This is a genomic window from Ruegeria hyattellae (assembly GCF_041537925.1).
In the GTDB taxonomy this organism is placed as follows: domain Bacteria; phylum Pseudomonadota; class Alphaproteobacteria; order Rhodobacterales; family Rhodobacteraceae; genus Ruegeria_C.
The window spans coordinates 324,172-343,360 of sequence record NZ_JBGOSH010000003.1 but is presented as its reverse complement, the minus strand read 5'-3'; the positions used below and the strand labels follow the sequence as shown (position 1 = coordinate 343,360).

Genomic DNA, 19,189 nt, shown 5'->3' with positions numbered 1-19,189 from the left:
TCAAAAGCAGCCCAAAATGGGTTGCAATGTTGCGTGAGGGTGAATATCCCTTGCTGAACGCCGCGATTCTGCATTGCGGCAAAAGCGAACAAAGGAGGCCAGCATGGCTTTGGATACCAACGACGGCTCGGCGGCCTACGAAGCGCCGGAAAAAGACCTTTATGAAATGGGTGAAATCCCCCCTATGGGTTATGTCCCCAAGCAAATGTATTCCTGGGCCATCCGTCAGGAACGGCATGGCGAGCCGAACACGGCGATGCAGCAAGAAGTGGTCGATGTGCCCGAGCTGGGCAGCCACGACGTGCTGGTGCTGGTTATGGCGGCAGGGGTCAACTACAACGGGGTCTGGGCTGCGCTGGGTCAGCCGATCAGCCCGTTTGACGGCCATGGCGAGCCTTACCACATCGCTGGCTCTGACGCGTCCGGTATCGTTTGGGCGGTGGGCGATCGCGTGAAGAACTGGAAGGTCGGTGATGAGGTCGTCATCCACTGCAACCAAGACGACGGCGACGACGAGGAATGCAATGGCGGCGACCCGATGTTCTCGCCCAGCCAGCGTATCTGGGGCTACGAGACCCCCGACGGGTCCTTTGCCCAGTTCACCCGCGTACAGGCCCAGCAGCTGATGCCGCGTCCCAAGCACCTGAGCTGGGAAGAGGCCGCCTGCTACACGCTGACGCTGGCCACCGCGTATCGGATGCTGTTCGGCCATCACCCGCATGACCTGAAGCCGGGCCAGAACGTATTGGTCTGGGGCGCGTCGGGCGGTCTGGGATCATACGCGATCCAGCTGATCAACACAGCGGGCGCGAACGCGATCGGTGTGATCTCAGACGAAGACAAGCGCGATTTCGTAATGGGTCTGGGCGCCAAAGGCGTGCTGAACCGCAAGGACTTTAGTTGCTGGGGTCAGTTGCCGAAGGTCGGCAGCTCCGAATATGCAACCTGGTTCAAAGAGGCGCGCAAGTTCGGCAAGGCGATCTGGGAGATCACCGGCAAGGGCAACAATGTCGACATGGTGTTCGAACACCCTGGAGAGGCGACATTCCCAGTCTCCAGCTTTGTCTGCAAAAAGGGCGGTATGGTCGTGATCTGCGCGGGCACTACCGGATTCAACCTGACGTTTGATGTCCGCTACGTCTGGATGCACCAGAAGCGCTTGCAGGGCTCGCATTTTGCCCATCTCAAGCAGGCAGCAGCGGCCAACAAGCTGATGCTCGAGCGTCGCCTCGATCCCTGCATGTCCGAGGTCTTTACCTGGGCCGACCTGCCTGAGGCGCATATGAAGATGCTGCGCAACGAGCATAAGCCGGGCAATATGTCGGTTCTGGTTCAGGCCCCGAAGACCGGGCTGCGCACTCTTGAAGAGGTGCTCGAAGCCGGTCGTTAACCGGATACGAGGGCAATCGCCGCTACAAAAGCCAGCGAATCACATGGATGATTCGCTGGTTTTTTCTGTACCAAAGGTGCCCGGATGTACTTCAACAACTTAGAAAATTCACCCTCGCTATTTCTGGGGAGTGGAAAGCAGCGAATTTCCTAACAAAATTGGCACATGTTATAGTTGAAATTAACACTTCGTTAACGGTTGAGGGGAGAGTGTTATGGCAAGAAACGATTGGATCCTTGATGTGCTGGCGGATCTCAAGACGTTCGCATCGGCAAACGGGTTGGAAACCCTTGCCGAGCAGCTGGGGGACACCCGACTGATTGCGGCCGTCGAGATAGCCAAGCTCGAGGACGAGCCTAAGACACGGGTAGATGTACAGGAAAGCCGATTTGAGCCCCATATTGGAGGAGTTGGACGCCACTGACGGGCTCGATGGGCTGCAGGCCGTATCTGCCGGTCTGCGCGACGCTCTGGGCATAGATCACATCGTCTATCACTGGGTGGACGGCGCGGGGGACCAATATGGCTGCGGAACTTATCCAGAGGATTGGATTCGGCGCTATATCGACAAACAATACCTGCGCGTGGATCCGGTAATTGTCGGCTGTTTCCAGCGGTTTCATCCCGTTGACTGGAAAGCGGTGGACTGGTCGGGAAAGGCGGCGCGGGAGTTTCTGACCGATGCGCTCGATAACGGCGTCGGCAATCAAGGTTACTCGATCCCCGTGCGCGGTCCGAGCGGGCAGTTCGCGCTGTTCACAGCCAATCACAATTGCAGTGACGAGGAATGGCCGGAGTTTAAGGAAACCTACGGCCACGACCTGATATTGATCGCGCATTATTTTAATCGCAAAGCGTTGGATTTCGAAGAAAATCGCGCCCCGCAACCGGTGCGCGCCCTGTCTCCGCGCGAGGTGGACGCGCTGACATTTCTGGCGCTGGGCTACAGCCGCGCGCAGGTTGCGCACTCATTGTCGATCTCCGAGCACACGCTGCGGGTCTATATCGAGAGCGCGCGTTTCAAGCTTGGCGCGCTTAACACAACCCATGCGATAGCTAAGGCGCTGAGCCAGGGTTTGATCGTCATGTAACGCGCGGCCCGCTTGGGTCTAGTGCGCCGGCCGCCTCGGTGACCAGATATTAACCATTCTTACGTACTCCCTTTGTTCCAGATTTCGGACGACAAGGGGAAGTCAAATGCTACGTTATCTTTATGCAGATCAATTGCATCAGCATAGCGACCTGGCGCGATCGATGTTTCAGGATCGGGCAGATCAGTTCAAAACAAGGCTCGGATGGGACGTGACGGTTGATGAGAATGGGGAAGAGCGCGACCAGTATGATGCGCTTAATCCGTTGTATGTCATCTGGGAAAACGCGGACGGGGGCCATGGGGGGTCGATGCGTTTTCTGCCTACGACAGGCCCGGTCATGGTAAACGACGTGTTCGGCCACCTGACTGGCGGTGTGCCGATCTGCAGCCCGTTGATCTGGGAATGCACGCGGTTTTGCCTGTCGCGTGATGCTGATAGCCGGGTGGCAGCCGCCCTGATGCTGGGGGGCGGGGAAATCATGACCGGATTCGGCGTGAGGCATTTCGCGGGCGTTTTCGATGCCCGCATGGTGCGCATATACAAGGCAATCGGATCATCGCCTGAAATCCTCGGGTCAGAGGGTGAGGGACGCGACCGGATCTCTGTGGGATTGTGGGAGTTTACCGAAGAGGCGCGCAACAAAGTGGCAACCAGGGCCGGCATTTCGCTGGATCTGTCCCGGCTTTGGTTCACCCGCGCGTTCGGATCGTCCGGGCACCACCGGTTCGCACAAACCGCCTGACATCGCGGCAAAGCCGCACGCCGCGTCTGGTGATCCGCCGGGCACGGCGATAGGGTCGCGGCATGAGCAGTCCCGCAGTTACATTCTCCGATGATCAGGCCGCTGCTTTCGACAGCGTGACAGATATGCTGCGCCATGCGGGCATTGACCTTGACGACGAAACGCTCCGTCTGTCTTCAGGTACAGAAAGCTCGGGCGTCATGGCGGTGGTTGGCAAGGCAGGGTCAGGAAAAACCCTGCTGCTTGCCGAGATTTACAAGGCGTTAGAAGGGGCCGGCGTTCACATAGTTTCTGGTGATTTCGAAGGCCGCAAGGCGCGCGAGCGCCGCACATTGGCGATCCTTGCACCAACCAACAAGGCGGCCAGCGTGCTGCGCCTGCGCGGTGTGCCCGCAACGACCATCCACCGCATTCTCTATACCCCGGTCTACGACCCGGAATATGAGCGCATCGCCGAATGGCTGGCGGGCAGCGGCGAGCGGCCTGAGGTCGAAGGCATAAGCGACGAGGCGCTGGACCGCGCCGCTGCCTTCTACGAGCGCAACAAATCCATTCCGGGTGCTCTGGCCGCCGCCGGGCTGCGAGGTTCGGATTTCATCACTGGTTGGAAGCGGCGAGATGAACCGCTGGATATCGGTTTTGTCGATGAGGCCTCGATGCTGGACGACCGGCAGTTCGAAGATCTCAAGGAGATCTTTCCGACCCTGCTGCTGTTTGGCGACCCGGCGCAGCTGGCGCCGGTCAACCAGTCGGGCTCGATGGTCTTTGACGGTTTGCCGGAACCGCGCAAGCTGGACCTCAAGCGCATTCACCGGCAAGAGTCCGACAACCCGATCCTAGACCTGGCCCATGCATTGGCCGATCCCGCGTTGGGGTTTCAGGACTTCGAGGACATGATCCAGGACACCGCTCAGCGCGATGATCGGGTTGTATGGGGCGCGCGGGTCGATGTGGATCTGATGGCGCGCAGCCCGGTTTTGGTCTGGCGCAACGCCACACGCATCCGCCTGATCAATGCCTTCCGCTCGGTCCACGGCGCGCCGGAAGAGGCACTGCTGGAAGGTGAACCGCTGATCTGCGACGGCATCGAATTGCCGCTCAAGCACCGCAAGAAACGGTTGGATCTTGAGGCGCGCGGGCTGATCAAGGGCGCGCAGGTCATTTATCTGGGGCCGGGGCGGAAGCCGGGATTCTCAAAATTGCATGTGATCGGGGCAGAAGAACCGCAGGTCAGCGCGGCCTCGATCGTGAAGATCGAAAAACCTGACGAAGAAGAGCCGTTCATCCCCTTCGCCGCGCGCATGGGCGCGACATTTCTGCATGGCGCGGCAGTCACGATCCACAAAGCGCAGGGGTCGCAATGGAACACTGTGCAGGTCTTTGGGCCAGACCTTTACGCGGCGGCCCGGATGGGCCGTGTCGAGGCGGGGCAACCTCTGTGGAAGCGTCTGGCCTATGTGGCCATCACGCGGGCGCAGGATCGGCTGATCTGGGTGGTGCGCAACCGGTTGTCGAAACCCACCTATCCGCTGCGCGTAGATGATCTGCGGCAGGCACCGGCAGCGGCGCTGAAATTGGAGCGGCAGGAGGGGTGAGACTGCCGGTCAGCGGTTGCGCAATACGGTAAACGCGGCAGAGGCGCCCCAACCGGCAAAGATCGCAATTGCCAGCGACATCAGACCGTAGATTGCCGGCTGCTGCCGCGAGAGGTTGAACAGGAAACGTTCCAACCCGACCTTCCGCACATCGATATCAGTCGCGATCTGCGACACGACCTGGCCACCCCGGGTCAGATAGATATGTGTCTTGTAATCGCCCTCGATCAAGTTCGCGGGCATCTCGATTGACGTGCGGAACAGGGTCTGCTGATCCACGGCGACCGTATCCTCACGCACCGAATAAAGCCCTTCGGCCTTGCGAATGCGAATGACGGCCTCGGCGAATTCCTGGGCATCCGCAACCTTCATACTCGCCCCAACAGATCGGATCGCCTGCGGGATCGAAACCTTGTAGCGCAGGTCATCGGTATTGCTTAGCACCTTGTTGAACGGCGCGCTGGTGGCGACCGCATAAAAGCTTGGCGCGGAGTCCACCAGAACGCTGTCCACATTGACCCAGATGCCGAATTTCTTTTCCTTCCGGCGCACCATGACTGGCTTTGACGGGCCGGAAACGGTGATCACGACCTCCAGCGGTTCCGCGTCCGGGATGGGTGTTTCGCGCTTGACCGCGCCAAAGACCAGAATGTCGGACCCGTCGAAGGTCGACGTGATGGCCACCCGGTCATGGCTCAGGCCCAGAACGATCTCTTCTTCGATGGCCTGCGCGGGCAGCGCGGCAAAACACAGCAGGACAAGCAGAGCGCGCCACATGATCAATGCCCTCCATCCGTGCCCAGCGAGAACAGCTCGGCCGGTTGCAGCAGAAGATCCAGCGCCAGCTTGCCACAGACCACCAGAACCATCATCGCCAGCAAAATCCGCAATTGTTCGGCCTTCAGCTTGGTGCCGATCTGCGTGCCGATCTGCGCCCCGATCACGCCGCCAACCAGCAGCAGCACCGCCAGCACAACATCAACGGTAAAGTTGGTGGTTGCGTGCAGCATCGTGGTAAATGCGGTAACAAAGATGATCTGAAACAGCGAGGTGCCGACAACCACCTTGGTCGGCATGCCTAGGATATAGATCATCGCGGGCACCATTATGAAGCCGCCACCGACCCCCATTATGGCCGACAGGATGCCGACAAACACGCCGACGATCAGGGGCGGAATGGCCGAGATATACAGGCCCGAAGTGCGGAACCGCATCTTCAATGGTAACGCGTGGACCCATCCTCGCTGACGCCGTTTTGCTGGCGCCGCACCACCCGCCTTACGGGCTTTGCGGATCGCGTTTAGGCTTTCGATGAACATCAGCCCGCCAACTACGCCCAGAAAGACCACGTAGCAAAGCTTGACCAGCAGATCGACCTGTCCGAGGCTTTTGAGGTAGTTGAACACCACCACACCCAACGCCGCGCCCGTCAGACCACCGGCCAGTAACACCCCTCCCATCTTGAAATCGACGGTTCGCCGCCTGAAATGGGCCAGCACTCCGGAAAAGGACGAGGCGACGATCTGGTTGGCCTCGGTCGCAACCGCGACGGCGGGGGGGATGCCGATAAAAAAAAGCAGCGGTGTCATCAGAAAACCGCCACCGACTCCGAACATGCCGGACAGAACCCCGACGAGGCCCCCCAGACCCAGCAGCAGGAACGCGTTGACCGAAACTTCAGCGATGGGAAGGTAAATTTGCATGTTTACTGTTAATTCACGCCGCATCACAAAATCAACCGCTTATGCTGCCTTGCAGCACAAAGCGCGGATCACATTTTGAGTCAGTTTTGAAGCGGCGAGGTAGAAAAAGCGCCCGTAACAAGGTGAATTGCGGCCCGAATTGGTGCCGCGCGAAATCTTGAAGATGATTGTGGGCTTATAGATCGGTCGAAACTGGCCTTGTTAGAACCCAAGGCCAGGACCGTCTGGCAAACAGGCAGAGGCCCGTTTGCCAGCAATGTTCAAGCGATTCAGAAGTTCAGAACCGGGCAGCTGTCGTCGCTGGTATAGTCGTGAACTTCGATCTCACCTGCGATGATCTTGGCCTTGGCGTCTTCGACCGAGGACTGCATATCGCCGCTGACCAGTTCGGCGTTGTTGTCATCCATGGCATAGCCCACACCATCGGCGGAAAGATCCAGAACCAGAACGCCCGGCTCCATCTCCTCGCCCGCTTTCATGACGTTGTAAACGGCCACGTCGACGCGTTTCAGCATCGATGTCAGAACCTTGCCCGGGTGCAGGTGGTTTTGGTTGCTATCCACGCCGATCGACAGGATGCCCTCGTCAGCGGCGGTTTGCAGAACGCCCACGCCGGTGCCGCCCGCTGCGGCATAAACCACGTCAGCGCCTTGGCTGATCTGCGCTTTGGTCAGTTCCGAGCCCTTCACCGGGTCATTCCAGGCCGACGGTGTGGTTCCGGTCATGTTGGCGATTATGGTCGCATCGGGGTTGGCCGCTTTGACACCCTGTGCATAACCGCAGGCGAACTTGCGGATTAGGGGTACATCCATGCCGCCGATGAACCCGACAGTCCCCGATTCCGACGCCTGCGCCGCCATCATGCCGACCAGATAAGAGCCTTCGTGTTCGGTGAAGCCGATGATCAGCACGTTCGGATGCTTCTCCGGATCAACCCATCCGTCGATTGTGACGAAGTTTGTGTCCGGATAATCGCCCGCGACTTCCTCAAGCACCGAAGCGATGGCGAAGCCGGTTGTGACGACGGGGTTGAATCCCGCCTCGGCGAAACGCCGAACCGCTTGTTCACGCTGCGCCTCGGTCTGGATTTCGATGTCCTTGTACGAGCCGCCAGTATCCTTCGCCCAGCGTTCTGCGCCGTTGTGAGCTGCTTCGTTGAACGATTTGTCGAATTTACCGCCCAGATCATAGATCAGCGCCGGTTCTGCCGTTGCAAGGCCTGCGGTCAATGCAACCGCGGCTGCGGCACCCATCAGGGATTTCATGAGGTTCATTGGATACTCCCGTTGTTTTTTGGTTGAGGGCGCGGGTTGCTCCCGAAGCCCCGGTGATTGATCAACTGTATATGACGCTGGCAATTAAGGCCGTGCCCGGTGCCGGGGGTCAACCGCTTTTTACGGCTGCAGGCAGCCTTGAGCGTGCTTTCCTTCACGGCAAGGCACGCTCCATCGCGATTGCGTCGAGTTTCAGCCCGTGGTCACGCAGGTAGTAGGCCCGCCGCACTCCGCACCGGGCATAGCCGCAGCGATGATAAAGTGACAGCGCCGGTGTATTGTCCTCGGCCACATCCAGAAAGGCGCGCCTGGCGCCATTTGCGGCGGCCTCTTCCTGCCATTGCTCCATACAGTGCCGGGCGAGGCCCTGCCGCTGGTAGGCGGGATCAGTGGCGATGGTCAGCAATTCGGCCTGATCCGCGATCAGCGTGTAGACCGCGAAACACCGCGCATCGCCTGCCTTGTGGGTGAATCGATTCGACAGCAGTGCTTCGAACTCGGTCGCCGACCATGGCCGCGATCCGGTAAAGGCGGCGGCATGGGTTTGTGCCATCTGCGCGGGCGTCATGCGTCCAGAATGACCGGCGGAGGGTCGCTGGCTGGGGCTGCATCTGCCGGGCGGGCGTAGACCGGGGCGGGGGGATGCGTCGCGCCAAGTCGGCGTTCGGCGGTGATCCGGGCAATGGCCTGAGCCAGCTCCTGCGGGTCAATATCGGCATGAACTGGCCCGTCGACCTCGGACCGGGCGACCACGGCGATGCCCGTGTCCGTTTGCAGGTAAAGCTGATCGCGCGGGGCGGGAACCGCGACCTGCTGATCGGGCGGTGCACATAGCGCGCGGGTCTCAAACCCATCCACGCCCACCGACGGAATGCCAAGGCCCAGCGCCAGCCCGCGCGCGGCTGACACCGCGATGCGGATGCCGGTGAAATTGCCCGGACCAGTACCAACTCCGATGGCGTCCAGATCGCGCCAGGTGACACCGGCCCGTTCGAGAACCTCCTCAAGCAATGGCATCAGCCGTTCGGCCTGCCCTTTGCTCATCGCCTCATGGCGCAGGGTCAGCACCTGCTCATCGCGCAGCAATGTGGCTGCGCACCAAGGGCCGGAGGTGTCGAAGCCAAGGATCAGCGTCATCTGTCGCCAGCGCTGTTCAGCGCGTTCCGGCCTGAGCCAGCGGCGCGGTCCAACCCATCGGCAATGTGCAGCCAGCGCAGCCCTTTGTCGGCATGACAATGCAGGAGCGGAGGCAAGTCATCCGCCTGATCCAGCACGCCGATGGGCACGTAGACCTGACCGGGCAGATAATCGAAAGTTGCCGCCAGCGGCGACCCGCAGCGGCCGCAATTCCAGCGCCGCACGCCCGGATGATGTGAGGTCCCGTCGCCCAGCGCGGGATTGGTCGCCAGATCGTTTTGATCGAAGGCGGCAAAAGCCCCCACCGGCGCACCGGTCCAGCGGCGGCAATCGGCACAATGGCAATAGGCCACCGTCAGGGGCGCGGCGGCGGCGGACAGGCGTGTCGCACCGCAATAGCACTGCCCGGTCACGGAAGCGGCCGAGTCAGACGGCAACCGGGCGCACCTCGGTCACTTCGGGGATATAGTGGCGCAGTAGGTTCTCGATGCCCATCTTCAGCGTCAGGGTCGAGGACGGGCATCCGGCACAGGCACCCTGCATATGCAGATAGACTACCCCGCGATCAAAGCCGTGAAAAGTGATGTCACCGCCATCCTGTGCCACCGCGGGACGCACCCGGCTGTCGAGCAGTTCCTTGATCTGGTCGACCACCTCGGCATCTTCGCCGGTATGTTCGGCATGGCCGGACCCGGCCGTGTCGCCATCGTTGATGACCGGCTGCCCGGACTGGAAATGCTCCATCACCGCTCCCAGAATGGCGGGTTTGATATGGTCCCATTCGACGCCATCACTCTTGGTGACCGTGACGAAATCATTGCCCAGAAACACACCGGTCACACCGTCCACCGCGAAGATCCGGCCAGCCAGCGGAGATTTTCCTGCGGTGTCGGCAGAGGGGAAATCAGCGGTGCCCATGTCCAACACGGTCTGTCCCGGCAGGAATTTCAGTGTTGCGGGGTTCGGGGTCGATTCGGTCTGGATGAACATTCTGGGGTCTCCATGATCAGAGCAGCAGATATGCGACCCGTCAGGGCGCAAGTCAAGGTTTAGAACAATTCTAAATCGTGTGGAGGCTAGGTCAAGACCTGCCACCCCTGATCTTTGCCGGGCGCACCCGCGGATCAGGTGATCGCTTCCAGCTTTTCCTTGCTCAGATCGCCTGGCACGATGGTGAACGGGATCGGCAGCGAACCGGACGACCGACTCATCTGTGTGACCAGCGGCCCGGGGCCTTTCTTGTCGGTCCCCGCACCCAGCACCAGTACCCCGATCTCCGGGTCTTCGTTCACCTGGGCGATAATTTCCGGTACCGCCTCGCCTTCGCGGATTATCAATTCGGGCTCGACCGACTGTTTGTCGCGCATCCATTTGGCGAACACTTCGTAATGGGCGTGGATGCGTTCGCGCGCTTCTTCGCGCATCACTTCGCCGACGCCGATCCAGTGATTGAACTCATCCGGAGGGATCACCGACAGGATGGCGACGCCGCCGCCCGTATGGGCCGCACGCATGGCCGCGAATCGCATGGCGTTCAAGCATTCACGACTGTCATCAAGGACGACCAGAAACTTCCGCATGAGGATGGCTCCTTTTCTTCTGGATCATGCCCCAGCAACAGGGGGCTGGCAACCGGTGGTTTTGCAGGTGTCTCAAAGGGTTACCGGTCTGACGCCGCCCAGTCCCAATACAGTTCGCGCACCCGCCGCGCAATCGGGCCGACCTGATAGCCGGTATCTTCCAGTGCGGTGACCGGGGTTACCTTGTTCATGTTGCCCGACATAAAGACCTCGTCTGCGTTGTGAAAATCATCGAAGGACAGCACCGTTTCGTGCACCGTCACGCCGTCCGAGCGCAGATTGGAGATATGCCGCGCCCGTGTGATCCCGGCCAGAAAGGTGCCATTGGGAATGGGTGTAAAGACCTCGCCATCGCGGACCATGAAGATATTGGCGGTGGCCGTTTCCGCCACATTGCCCATCGCATCGGCAGCCAGCGCGTTTGAAAACCCCTTCTCGTGGGCCTCGCGCAGCATCCGCGCGTTGTTGGGATAAAGCGCGCCGGCCTTGGCGTTCACCACCGCCGCCTCCAGCACCGGCCGCCGGAACCGTGTCGTGGTCAGGGTTGCAGTGGCATGCGCCGGGGCCATTGGAATCTCTTCGAGGCAGATCGCAAAGCCAGTCTTGTCTTGTGACGGCACGACGGCCGTGCTGTCGCCGTCGATGCCCCAATACATCGGCCGGATATAAACCGCCGCATCCGGGGCGTATTCCTTCAGCCCTTCTTTCACGATTGCGACCATTTCGTCAGCGGTGACGGTGGGTGTCAGCATCATCGCCTCGGCCGAGCGGTTGACCCGTGCGCAATGGGCGTCCAGATCGGGGCTCAGCCCGTTCACATGCCGCGCGCCGTCGAATACATTTGTGCCCAGCCATGCGCCGTGATCTGCCGCCCGCATGATCGGCACATCACCCTCGTGCCAGTGATCGTTGAAATAGGTGCGGATGTTCTTGCCCGTCGCCATCTGGTCCTCCCTGAACGGACGAAACCTAGGCAGGATTGTCGCAGGCGTCCAGAACAGATTCACCAGAGGGATCACGCGGGCGCCGGCAACTCGTTGCGCTTCATGATGGTTCTGAGTGCGAAGTTCGACCGCAGATTGCGGATGCCGGGGATCTGCATCAGCCGGTTTTCCAGGAACCGGTCGAATGCCGCAAGATCAGCGGCGACTACGCGCAACAGGATGTCGCGCGATCCGGTCATCAGGTAACATTCCATGACCTCGTCGCAGATCAGTATCGCCTTCTCGAAGGCATCGATCGCGGATTTGTCTTGGCGGGCCAGTTCCACCGAGACAAAGATAGACACGCCCAACCCGAGCTTTCCTGGATCGACCCGTGCGCCGTAACCGGTGATGACGCCCTTTGTCTGCAACCGCTCCACTCGCCGCGCGCAAGGCGTCGCGGACAGCCCCACTATCTCGGCCAGATCAGTCACTGTCATCCGTCCGTCTTTTTGCAGGTGGTGCACGATTCGATGATCAATGGCGTCCATAGTGGAATCTCCAAAAATTCGACTGATGTTAGAGAATACTTTCAAAATTTATTTAGTGAATAGTCGAAATTGGAGGGAATTGCTGCACGCTTCGTGAGAAAATTCGATCAAGGACGGAGGAGAGAGATGAATCTGACGCAAATCGAGGCGCCCGGGCATGAAGGCGTTTACCGTATTGAGGACCTCGAAAGCGGTCTGTTGGGCCTGATCGCCATCCATTCGACACAACTTGGCCCAGCGGCGGGTGGTGTGCGGATGCGACCCTATGACAGTTTCGACGCGGCGCTCGAGGATGCGCTGCGCCTGTCGCAGGGCATGACGCTGAAGAACGCCGCCGCCGGTCTGCCATTGGGCGGTGGCAAGGCGGTTATCGTCGGCGATCCTGTGCGCGACAAGACACCCGGCCTGTTGCAGTCTTTTGGCCTCGCGGTCGCGCAGCTCGACGGGCGCTATTGGACAGCCGAGGATATGGGTATGACCCCGGCCGACATGGCCGAGATTGCGCGCGAGACGGATTGTGTGGCTGGGCTTGAGCAGGGCAGTCACGCGAGCGGCGATCCATCCCCAATCACGGCGCGCGGCATCTTCAACGCGATCCGGGCGGTGGCGCGGCACCAGTTCGGTTCCGATGATCTGTCGGGCCGGACCGTGAGCGTGCAGGGGCTTGGCAATGTCGGCTGGCATCTTTGTAGATTCCTAAGGGAACAGGGCGCGCGGCTGGTGGTGACCGATATCGACGCGACACGAGCTTCGCGAGCCGAGGCCGAATTCGGTGCACGCGCGGTGGCGAGCGATACGATTTTCGATGTCGACGCCGATATCTTCGCGCCCTGCGCCATAGGCGGGATTCTGGATGCGGACAGGATCGACAGATTGCGGGTCAAGGCGGTAGCGGGTGGGGCGAACAACCAGCTTGCGACGCCCGAAGATGGGCACCGACTGCACCAGCGCGGCATTCTTTATGCGCCGGATTTCGTGGCCAATGGTGGCGGTATCATCAATGTCGCGACCGAGATTTTGCGCATCGACGCACGCGAGGATTGGGTGGCGCAGAAACTCGAGGCGCTGGACAGGACGATGGACCGCATCCTGCACGCCGCAAAGACGCGTGATGTCAGCCCGCACTACGTGGCCGAGGCGATCGTTGCGGATGTATTGCGACCGGATGCGGCATAGCGGTCAGCGAGGTCACATGACCTGTCCCACGGCGCTTCGGAGCGCCTTGACCCAGCGCCATTGGAGGCGCTGTGTCAGAGCGCGACCGGCGGCACCATCCCGATAATGTCATAGGTCTGGCGCAGGATCGGCGCGGTGATCTCCCGCGCGCGTTCCGAACCGCGACTCAGAATGCGGTCGATTTCCGTCTGGTCGTTCATCAGCCGCGCCATCTCGGTCGCGATCGGGGCCAGTTTAGCCACTGCCAGATCTGCCAGCATCGGCTTGAATTCGCCAAACTGCTTGCCACCAACCTGGGCCAGCACCTGATCTACACTCTGATCGCTTAGCGCGGCATAGATATCGACCAGATTGCGCGCTTCGGGGCGCTCTTCCAGCCCGTTCGCCTCAGATGGCAACGCATTGGGATCGGTCTTGGCCTTGCGGATTTTCTTCGCAATTGTATCCGCGTCATCGGTCATGTTGATACGGCTGGCATCCGAAGGGTCGGATTTCGACATCTTCTTCGACCCGTCGCGCAGGCTCATCACTCGCGTTGCGGCGCCTTCGATCACCGGTTCGGTGACCGGGAAGAAATCGACGCCGAAATCGTGGTTGAACTTGATCGCGATGTCGCGGGTCAGTTCCAGATGCTGCTTCTGATCCTCGCCCACTGGCACATGGGTGGCGTGGTAGACAAGGATATCCGCCGCCATCAGCGCCGGATAGGCAAACAGTCCCAGCGAGGCGTTCTGCGCGTTTTTGCCCGCCTTGTCCTTGAATTGCGTCATCCGCTGCATCCACCCCATCCGGGCGACGCAGTTAAAAACCCAGGCCAGTTGCGCGTGTTCGGGAACCTGGCTCTGGTTGATCAGGATCGACTTTTCGGGATCGAGGCCAGACGCGATATATCCCGCGCAAAGCTCACGTGTGGCCCTACGCAGTTCAGCCGGGTCCTGCCAAACGGTGATCGCGTGCAGGTCAACCATGCAATAGATGGTCTCGAACTCTGATCCCTGCATCCGCACCCAATTCCGCAGCGCCCCAAGATAATTGCCCAAGTGCAGGTTGCCCGAAGGCTGCGCACCGGAAAACACGCGGGGCGTGAACTTGGTCTCGGTCATGGAAAGCGACTCCCGTCTGGAAAATTCGGCCTTCGTCGCTTACCCATGGGGTCAACAGACGTCAACAGGCGCAAAAGGGACCAAAGTCATGAGCAGCCCCACCCATACCCCACCCGTGAACCCGTTGCCGCCCGTGGTGGTGGCGCTGGTTCTGGTCCTGATGGGGATCGAGATTCTCTTCATGGCAGGCTCCAAAGGGTTGATCGGCGGGCCCGAGGCGGTTGGCTGGCGCGTGGCAGCGATGCAAAAATACGCCTTTTCGGGTGATATATTCGATTGGATGGTTGAGACCGGGCGCTGGCCTTTCGAGCATCTAATGCGCTTCGTAACCTATCCTTTTGTCAGCGTTACCTTCACCCAAACGATCTTTGTCTGTGTCTTCGTGCTGGCTATGGGCAAGTTGGTGGCCGAGACCTTTGGCGCGGTAGCGATGCTGCTGATCTTCGTTCTGAGCGGGATCGGTGGCGCGTTGCTTTATGCACTGTTGCTGAACGAACCTTATCCTCTGGTGGGTGGCTTCCCTCCGGTCTACGGGCTGATCGGCGCCTTTACCTTTCTGCTCTGGCGCAAGCTGTCGCTGGTGGGTGAGAATCAGGCGCGAGCCTTTACGCTCATCGCGTTTCTGATGGGTGCGCAGCTGTTGTTCGGGTTGCTGTTTGGCGGGTCAAGGGACTGGACCGCCGATCTGGCGGGGTTCGCCACCGGGTTCGGCCTGTCCTTCTTTTTGGGTCCCGGTGGCTGGGCACGGATACGCAGTCGCATCCGCCATGACTAAAGCACCTCTTGATTGACTTGAAACACCCAGCAACACCTAACGCGTTGAAATATTTGATCTCGGGTGGCGTTGGCTGATCCAGGTGTTTCGCGAAGGGTCACATGGGGGTTGTTTGCAGCAAAGTGTGATAGCCAACGTTAGTGACCGGGACACCGTTTCCTGTAATCGCGCAGGTTGCTCTTGGGATCGACCGACCGACAGAGCGTGTCGGGCTTGTCCCCAGGCTCTCTGCAGAATTCTGAATCTGACCTATTGCGGTTTTGCGATTACGTCCTGCGCCATCCGAAACCGCGCTTCAGCTCTGCGTATTGCGTTATCTTGGTCAAACCCATTTTCCCAGAGAGATCATCGCGGCAAAAATCACTAGCTTTCTGGCCGCTCAATTGGCGCTGCGTGGAGAGGGTTTAACAATTATGCCGTACGCGATGAGACCCTGCGCGTGCGTATGGCTGCACAAGTTTTGAGTTGGTAACATTTAGCGGGGGCGAGGCGCATTATGCTTCGAAGAACGCCCTTCGGATCTGAGCAATAGGCTAGCCCTTTGAGAAACAAGTCTTCAAAATAGCTAGGGCGGGCTTCATTTCTTCTTCCGAGCACGCGCAAAAGCCAATAATCAGGCCGTTATGACGGGGATTTCCAATCGAGAAACGTGATAGCGGTTGAACCACCACACCCTTGTCAAACGCCCGATGACAAATGTCTATGTCCGAGAATGCACTCGTCAGGTGGAGCACGACCTGCATACCCGCTTGATGATCAAAAAAACTCCCGAAAGCGGAGAAGTCTTGCGAAAGCTTCCCCAACAAGAATTTGCGGCGCTCGCCGTAGATGCGGCGCACGCGCCGCAGGTGCCGGTAAAACTCACCGGAAGCCATGAATTCAGCCAGTGCCTGTTGAGGCATGTAGCTTGCCTTCTGCCCGAGCAGTTTCATTGTTTTCCGGAACTGGTCCAACAGCGTTTCGGGGACAACGACGTAACCAAGCCTAAGAGAATTCGAGAAGATCTTTGAGAAACTGCCGACGTAGATCGTCCGGTTCAGTCGGTCAAATCCCGTCATGGCCGGGATTGGGCGGCCCGCATAACGAAACTCGCTGTCATAATCATCTTCGATGATCCATGCATCCTGTGTCTCAGCCCAGTTAATGAATTCCAGCCGACGATTTGGTGCCATAGCGCCGCCAAGCGGGTATTGATGTGAAGGCGTCAGAACAACGAGCCTTGGTGTGGCAGGAGGATCAGGCAATCGGGCGCCGTGTTCATCCAAATTCAGAAAAACCGACACCAAATCCTGAGCATCGGCAAACCGACGCATTGGCAAATAGCCAGGGTTTTCAAGCCCGATGATTTCACCTTTGTTGATCAGGCTGCGCATGCAGATCTCAAGCGCATCTGTAGAACCGGCCGTTACAATGATCTGATGAGGCGAGGCTTCGATACCGCGCCACTCTGATACATGTTCGGCGATGGCCTGGCGCAGGTCAGCGTTTCCAAAACTGCCCCCCCCGATGAGCATCGCCTGAGGGTTCGTCCTGCACACACGGGCAACGGATTTCGCCCATTGTCGATGCGGGAACAGGCGCATGTCAGGTTGGCTTGCCTCAAAAGGGACCGACACCTTTGCGCAATCATCTTGCGGGGATGATTTGATGTTAGGTGTCTGACCAGACAACTCGACTTCACCGAGCGCGCAGACAGTGTAACCCGACCCTCGCAGGCTATTCAAATAACCCTCGGCCACAAGCTGTTCGTAGGCAGTTACTACGGTTGAGCGTGACACGCCGAGCTCCGTTGCGAAGACGCGCGTCGGTGGCAGTTTTGTGCCCTCAATCAGTTCACCGGCAATCGAGCGCTCGCGGATGGCTGTGCAGATCTGCTCGAATACGGGCACCCTCGAAGAACGGTCGATGGAAAAGGCAAGCCAAGGACACTGTTTCATTTTGGTATGCTCGTTTTGTTCAGTATTGGACATTAAGGGATGCCAAAAATTGTGACAATTCATACCGCATTCGAAACCCTTGATGAGTGAGTGCATTACAATGTGCATCAATGAACACGGTCAGCCAATTGGATCGGCTTTGCCCGATTGGACCGGTGCTTGCCATCCCGGCCACCAAGGGATGGTGGGGCGCTTTGCCTGTTTGGTGTCGCTTGATCCGCTGGCACATGTACAGGAATTGTTTCAAGCCTTCGGTCGCGATACCTCGGGCAAGATCTGGGCCTACAATTTCATTGGGCCGTTCAATACCGTTTCAAGTTTGAGAGAATGGGCCGAAGGCGCCAGTGGCGTCCAGGAACAACCCTATTTTCCGGTGGCAGATCAGGAAACCGGCAAAGCTTCAGGCATTGCCAGGCACTGGCGCATCCAGCCTGATCATGGCGTCATCGAGATTGGCGGCATTACGTTTGCGCCAAGTCTTCAACGCACTCGGATTGCCACTGAAGCCATCTTTCTGATGATGTGGCGGACAATGCGCGACCTGGGCTATCGACGCTTGGAATGGAAATGCGATGCGCTGAATGCCCCTTCGCGGGCGGTGGCAAAGCGCTTTGGATTTCGTTATGAGGGCACTTTCGAGCAGGCAGCGACCTATGAGGACCGCAACCGAGATACCGCCTGGTATGGGTCGCTTGACCGCGACTGGTTTCCAGTTGAGCGCGGATTCCAATCCTGGCTGGCACCGGAAAACGTCGACGATGATGGACAGCAGCGCCTGAAACTTGCCGATCTGATTGTGCTTGAGCGATCAGTGCGCGCACAAAGGGAGACCGCAACATGACGCGCTCGACCATGTTTACATTGTTCTATCTGGCCAGTTTCCTTCAGGCTGGGGCCTATGGTCTTACTTTCATGCTGCCGCGCCTATTTGAAGGCTTTGGAGGCAACGAAAAGGTGGTGGGGGTTATGCTGTTCATCACGGCCATAGCAACCTTGCTCACGGTCTATTTTTCGGGCCACCTCTCAGACCGGTTTGGACGGGTACCCACATTGGGCGGAGCTTGTCTTTCTATCGCCGCCGCACTTGCATCTTACGGACTCGCCACCGACGTCGGGGTATCGCTGGTATTCGCCAGCGTCGCGCTTGGGGTCGGCTGGGGCCTGACCTACGCTCTATCACCCATCGTGCTGACCGGGCTTGTGAACGTGGAAGAGCGTGTGCGCTACTTCGCCATCCTGTCTGTGGCAGTCATGGCCGGATTTGGCCTGTCGCCTGTGATGACCTCTCTGATGGAAAAATCGGGGATGACTGTTAATGATGCCTTCTTTGTGACGGCGGTTCTTTGTGCATTAGCTGGGACGATCTTCTTTGCGATTACTGGCAGTGTGCGAAACCAGGCATCCGCCAGAGGACCTGAGGTGCGATCTTCGCTGTCTTTTGCCAGTGTTGTCGTGATCATGAAATCAAAGGCCAGGCTGCCAGTCATCATGGTCTGCATGGGGGCCTCCGTTTTTGCCGGCATGAACAATTTTCAGACGGTGTTTGCCGACGAGCGTGGGCTGAATTATGCTGACTACTTTCTGGCCTACACAATCACAGTCGTGCTGTTCCGCCTGGTGTTGGCTCGGTTCAAAGGTGGGCGGAACCCCTATCTGACCATCGCGATCCTGCAATACGTTATGTTCGGGTCGATCGCGCTGTTTCTCGGGATCGGCGGCCATGTATCCTTGTATCTGTTGGTCGCGTTCCTTTTTGGCATCGGCTATGGTGTCAGCTATCCGATACTGGCGGCCATGGCCGCCAATGATGCTGAGCCGGAAATTCTGCCCCAGACCCTGCAATTTTTTGCGTTAAGCTATTTCATCGGGATCTTCGGTTTCCCGCTGGTAGCGGGTTGGATGATGGTCGAAATGGGCAGCAGCGCACTTTTGATGTTGGTTGTGGCAATGGCGGGCATTGAGGCCACAATGGCGCTGATGCGATCTATTTCAGTTCGCGCAGCATTGGCGTCTGTTGCCTCAGACACGCGTTAGGAGCTGTGTCTGACTGGCGGGCTTTGGGTGTAGCGCTTCGATCTGCTGTATTTCGGCATCGTCGGCGACCCCCTGCCTCTTTGCGCGGCGCTTCTGTGATGAACTTGTCCCATAGAGAAGCCTTCCATTCTTGCGAAAAGATCACTGCATCAAAACCCTGGATCAAACACTTGGG

21 protein-coding genes are annotated in these 19,189 nt (G+C 59.0%); 9 read left to right on the top strand and 12 right to left on the bottom strand.

Annotated features, from left to right (window positions below; all coding sequences use genetic code 11):
• Positions 1–103: 103 nt before the first annotated feature.
• From ccrA to AB1E33_RS09080, 5 genes are all read left to right on the top strand, one after another.
• Positions 104–1,390, top strand: coding sequence for a crotonyl-CoA carboxylase/reductase (ccrA, locus tag AB1E33_RS09100; RefSeq protein WP_372576945.1), 1,287 nt, complete (start codon positions 104–106; stop codon positions 1,388–1,390).
• A 214-nt stretch (positions 1,391–1,604) separates the two neighbouring features.
• Entirely contained in the window at positions 1,605–1,814 is a 210-nt protein-coding gene (locus AB1E33_RS09095) for a hypothetical protein (RefSeq protein WP_372576944.1), read from the top strand.
• Positions 1,762–2,481, top strand: a complete 720-nt coding sequence (locus AB1E33_RS09090) for a helix-turn-helix transcriptional regulator (protein ID WP_372576943.1) — start codon at positions 1,762–1,764, stop codon at positions 2,479–2,481. The genes AB1E33_RS09095 and AB1E33_RS09090 overlap by 53 nt, the downstream gene beginning before the upstream one ends.
• A 106-nt stretch (positions 2,482–2,587) precedes the next feature.
• Entirely contained in the window at positions 2,588–3,226 is a 639-nt protein-coding gene (locus tag AB1E33_RS09085; protein WP_372576942.1) for an acyl-homoserine-lactone synthase, read from the top strand.
• A gap of 62 nt (positions 3,227–3,288) precedes the next feature.
• Positions 3,289–4,821: an ATP-dependent DNA helicase gene (locus AB1E33_RS09080; protein ID WP_372576941.1), complete on the top strand. Its 1,533-nt coding sequence runs from the start codon at positions 3,289–3,291 to the stop codon at positions 4,819–4,821.
• Positions 4,822–4,830: 9 nt separating this feature from the next.
• On the opposite strand, the gene AB1E33_RS09075 is transcribed toward AB1E33_RS09080, so the two are convergent.
• From AB1E33_RS09075 to AB1E33_RS09030, 10 genes are all read right to left on the bottom strand, one after another.
• The gene (locus AB1E33_RS09075; RefSeq protein WP_372576940.1) at positions 4,831–5,598 is read right to left on the bottom strand and encodes a TIGR02186 family protein; all 768 of its coding nucleotides are present in this window, start codon (positions 5,596–5,598) and stop codon (positions 4,831–4,833) included.
• Between the two features lie 2 nt (positions 5,599–5,600).
• Positions 5,601–6,524, bottom strand: coding sequence for a sulfite exporter TauE/SafE family protein (locus AB1E33_RS09070; RefSeq protein ID WP_372576939.1), 924 nt, complete (start codon positions 6,522–6,524; stop codon positions 5,601–5,603).
• A gap of 269 nt (positions 6,525–6,793) precedes the next feature.
• Entirely contained in the window at positions 6,794–7,798 is a 1,005-nt protein-coding gene (locus tag AB1E33_RS09065; RefSeq protein WP_372576938.1) for a BMP family lipoprotein, read from the bottom strand.
• A 154-nt stretch (positions 7,799–7,952) separates the two neighbouring features.
• Complete coding sequence (locus tag AB1E33_RS09060; RefSeq protein ID WP_372576937.1) at positions 7,953–8,351, bottom strand: GNAT family N-acetyltransferase; 399 nt, start codon at positions 8,349–8,351, stop codon at positions 7,953–7,955.
• Between the two features lie 11 nt (positions 8,352–8,362).
• Positions 8,363–8,935 carry a tRNA (adenosine(37)-N6)-threonylcarbamoyltransferase complex dimerization subunit type 1 TsaB gene (tsaB, locus tag AB1E33_RS09055; protein WP_372576936.1) on the bottom strand — a complete coding sequence of 191 codons (573 nt, stop codon included), beginning with the start codon at positions 8,933–8,935 and terminating at the stop codon, positions 8,363–8,365.
• Positions 8,932–9,372, bottom strand: a complete 441-nt coding sequence (locus AB1E33_RS09050) for a GFA family protein (protein WP_372576935.1) — start codon at positions 9,370–9,372, stop codon at positions 8,932–8,934. Before AB1E33_RS09050 ends, tsaB begins: the two co-directional genes overlap by 4 nt.
• Positions 9,362–9,925, bottom strand: coding sequence for a NifU family protein (locus AB1E33_RS09045; protein WP_372576934.1), 564 nt, complete (start codon positions 9,923–9,925; stop codon positions 9,362–9,364). The genes AB1E33_RS09050 and AB1E33_RS09045 overlap by 11 nt, the downstream gene beginning before the upstream one ends.
• A 134-nt stretch (positions 9,926–10,059) precedes the next feature.
• Positions 10,060–10,515: a universal stress protein gene (locus AB1E33_RS09040; protein WP_249707419.1), complete on the bottom strand. Its 456-nt coding sequence runs from the start codon at positions 10,513–10,515 to the stop codon at positions 10,060–10,062.
• An 80-nt stretch (positions 10,516–10,595) separates the two neighbouring features.
• Positions 10,596–11,459, bottom strand: a complete 864-nt coding sequence (locus tag AB1E33_RS09035) for a branched-chain amino acid aminotransferase (protein WP_372576933.1) — start codon at positions 11,457–11,459, stop codon at positions 10,596–10,598.
• A 71-nt stretch (positions 11,460–11,530) separates the two neighbouring features.
• Entirely contained in the window at positions 11,531–11,989 is a 459-nt protein-coding gene (locus AB1E33_RS09030) for an Lrp/AsnC family transcriptional regulator (RefSeq protein WP_372576932.1), read from the bottom strand.
• Positions 11,990–12,115: 126 nt separating this feature from the next.
• On the opposite strand from AB1E33_RS09030, the gene AB1E33_RS09025 reads away from it, so the two are divergent.
• On the top strand, positions 12,116–13,165 hold the full coding sequence (locus tag AB1E33_RS09025; RefSeq protein ID WP_372576931.1) for a Glu/Leu/Phe/Val family dehydrogenase: 1,050 nt from the start codon (positions 12,116–12,118) through the stop codon (positions 13,163–13,165).
• 74 nt (positions 13,166–13,239) lie between these two features.
• On the opposite strand, the gene trpS is transcribed toward AB1E33_RS09025, so the two are convergent.
• Positions 13,240–14,268, bottom strand: coding sequence for a tryptophan--tRNA ligase (gene trpS, locus AB1E33_RS09020; protein WP_372576930.1), 1,029 nt, complete (start codon positions 14,266–14,268; stop codon positions 13,240–13,242).
• A gap of 88 nt (positions 14,269–14,356) precedes the next feature.
• On the opposite strand from trpS, the gene AB1E33_RS09015 reads away from it, so the two are divergent.
• A complete protein-coding gene (locus tag AB1E33_RS09015) occupies positions 14,357–15,043 on the top strand; it encodes a rhomboid family intramembrane serine protease (protein ID WP_372576929.1) in 687 nt (228 codons plus the stop codon).
• Positions 15,044–15,576: 533 nt separating this feature from the next.
• On the opposite strand, the gene pdxR is transcribed toward AB1E33_RS09015, so the two are convergent.
• A complete protein-coding gene (gene pdxR, locus AB1E33_RS09010; RefSeq protein ID WP_372576928.1) occupies positions 15,577–17,076 on the bottom strand; it encodes a MocR-like pyridoxine biosynthesis transcription factor PdxR in 1,500 nt (499 codons plus the stop codon).
• A gap of 4 nt (positions 17,077–17,080) precedes the next feature.
• Here pdxR and AB1E33_RS09005 point away from each other — a divergent pair, with 4 nt between their 5' ends.
• Together AB1E33_RS09005 and AB1E33_RS09000 are read left to right on the top strand one after the other, a co-directional pair.
• Positions 17,081–17,821, top strand: coding sequence for a GNAT family N-acetyltransferase (locus tag AB1E33_RS09005; protein ID WP_372576927.1), 741 nt, complete (start codon positions 17,081–17,083; stop codon positions 17,819–17,821).
• Positions 17,818–19,014, top strand: coding sequence for an MFS transporter (locus AB1E33_RS09000; RefSeq protein ID WP_372576926.1), 1,197 nt, complete (start codon positions 17,818–17,820; stop codon positions 19,012–19,014). Before AB1E33_RS09005 ends, AB1E33_RS09000 begins: the two co-directional genes overlap by 4 nt.
• The last annotated feature ends 175 nt before the right edge of the window (positions 19,015–19,189 follow it).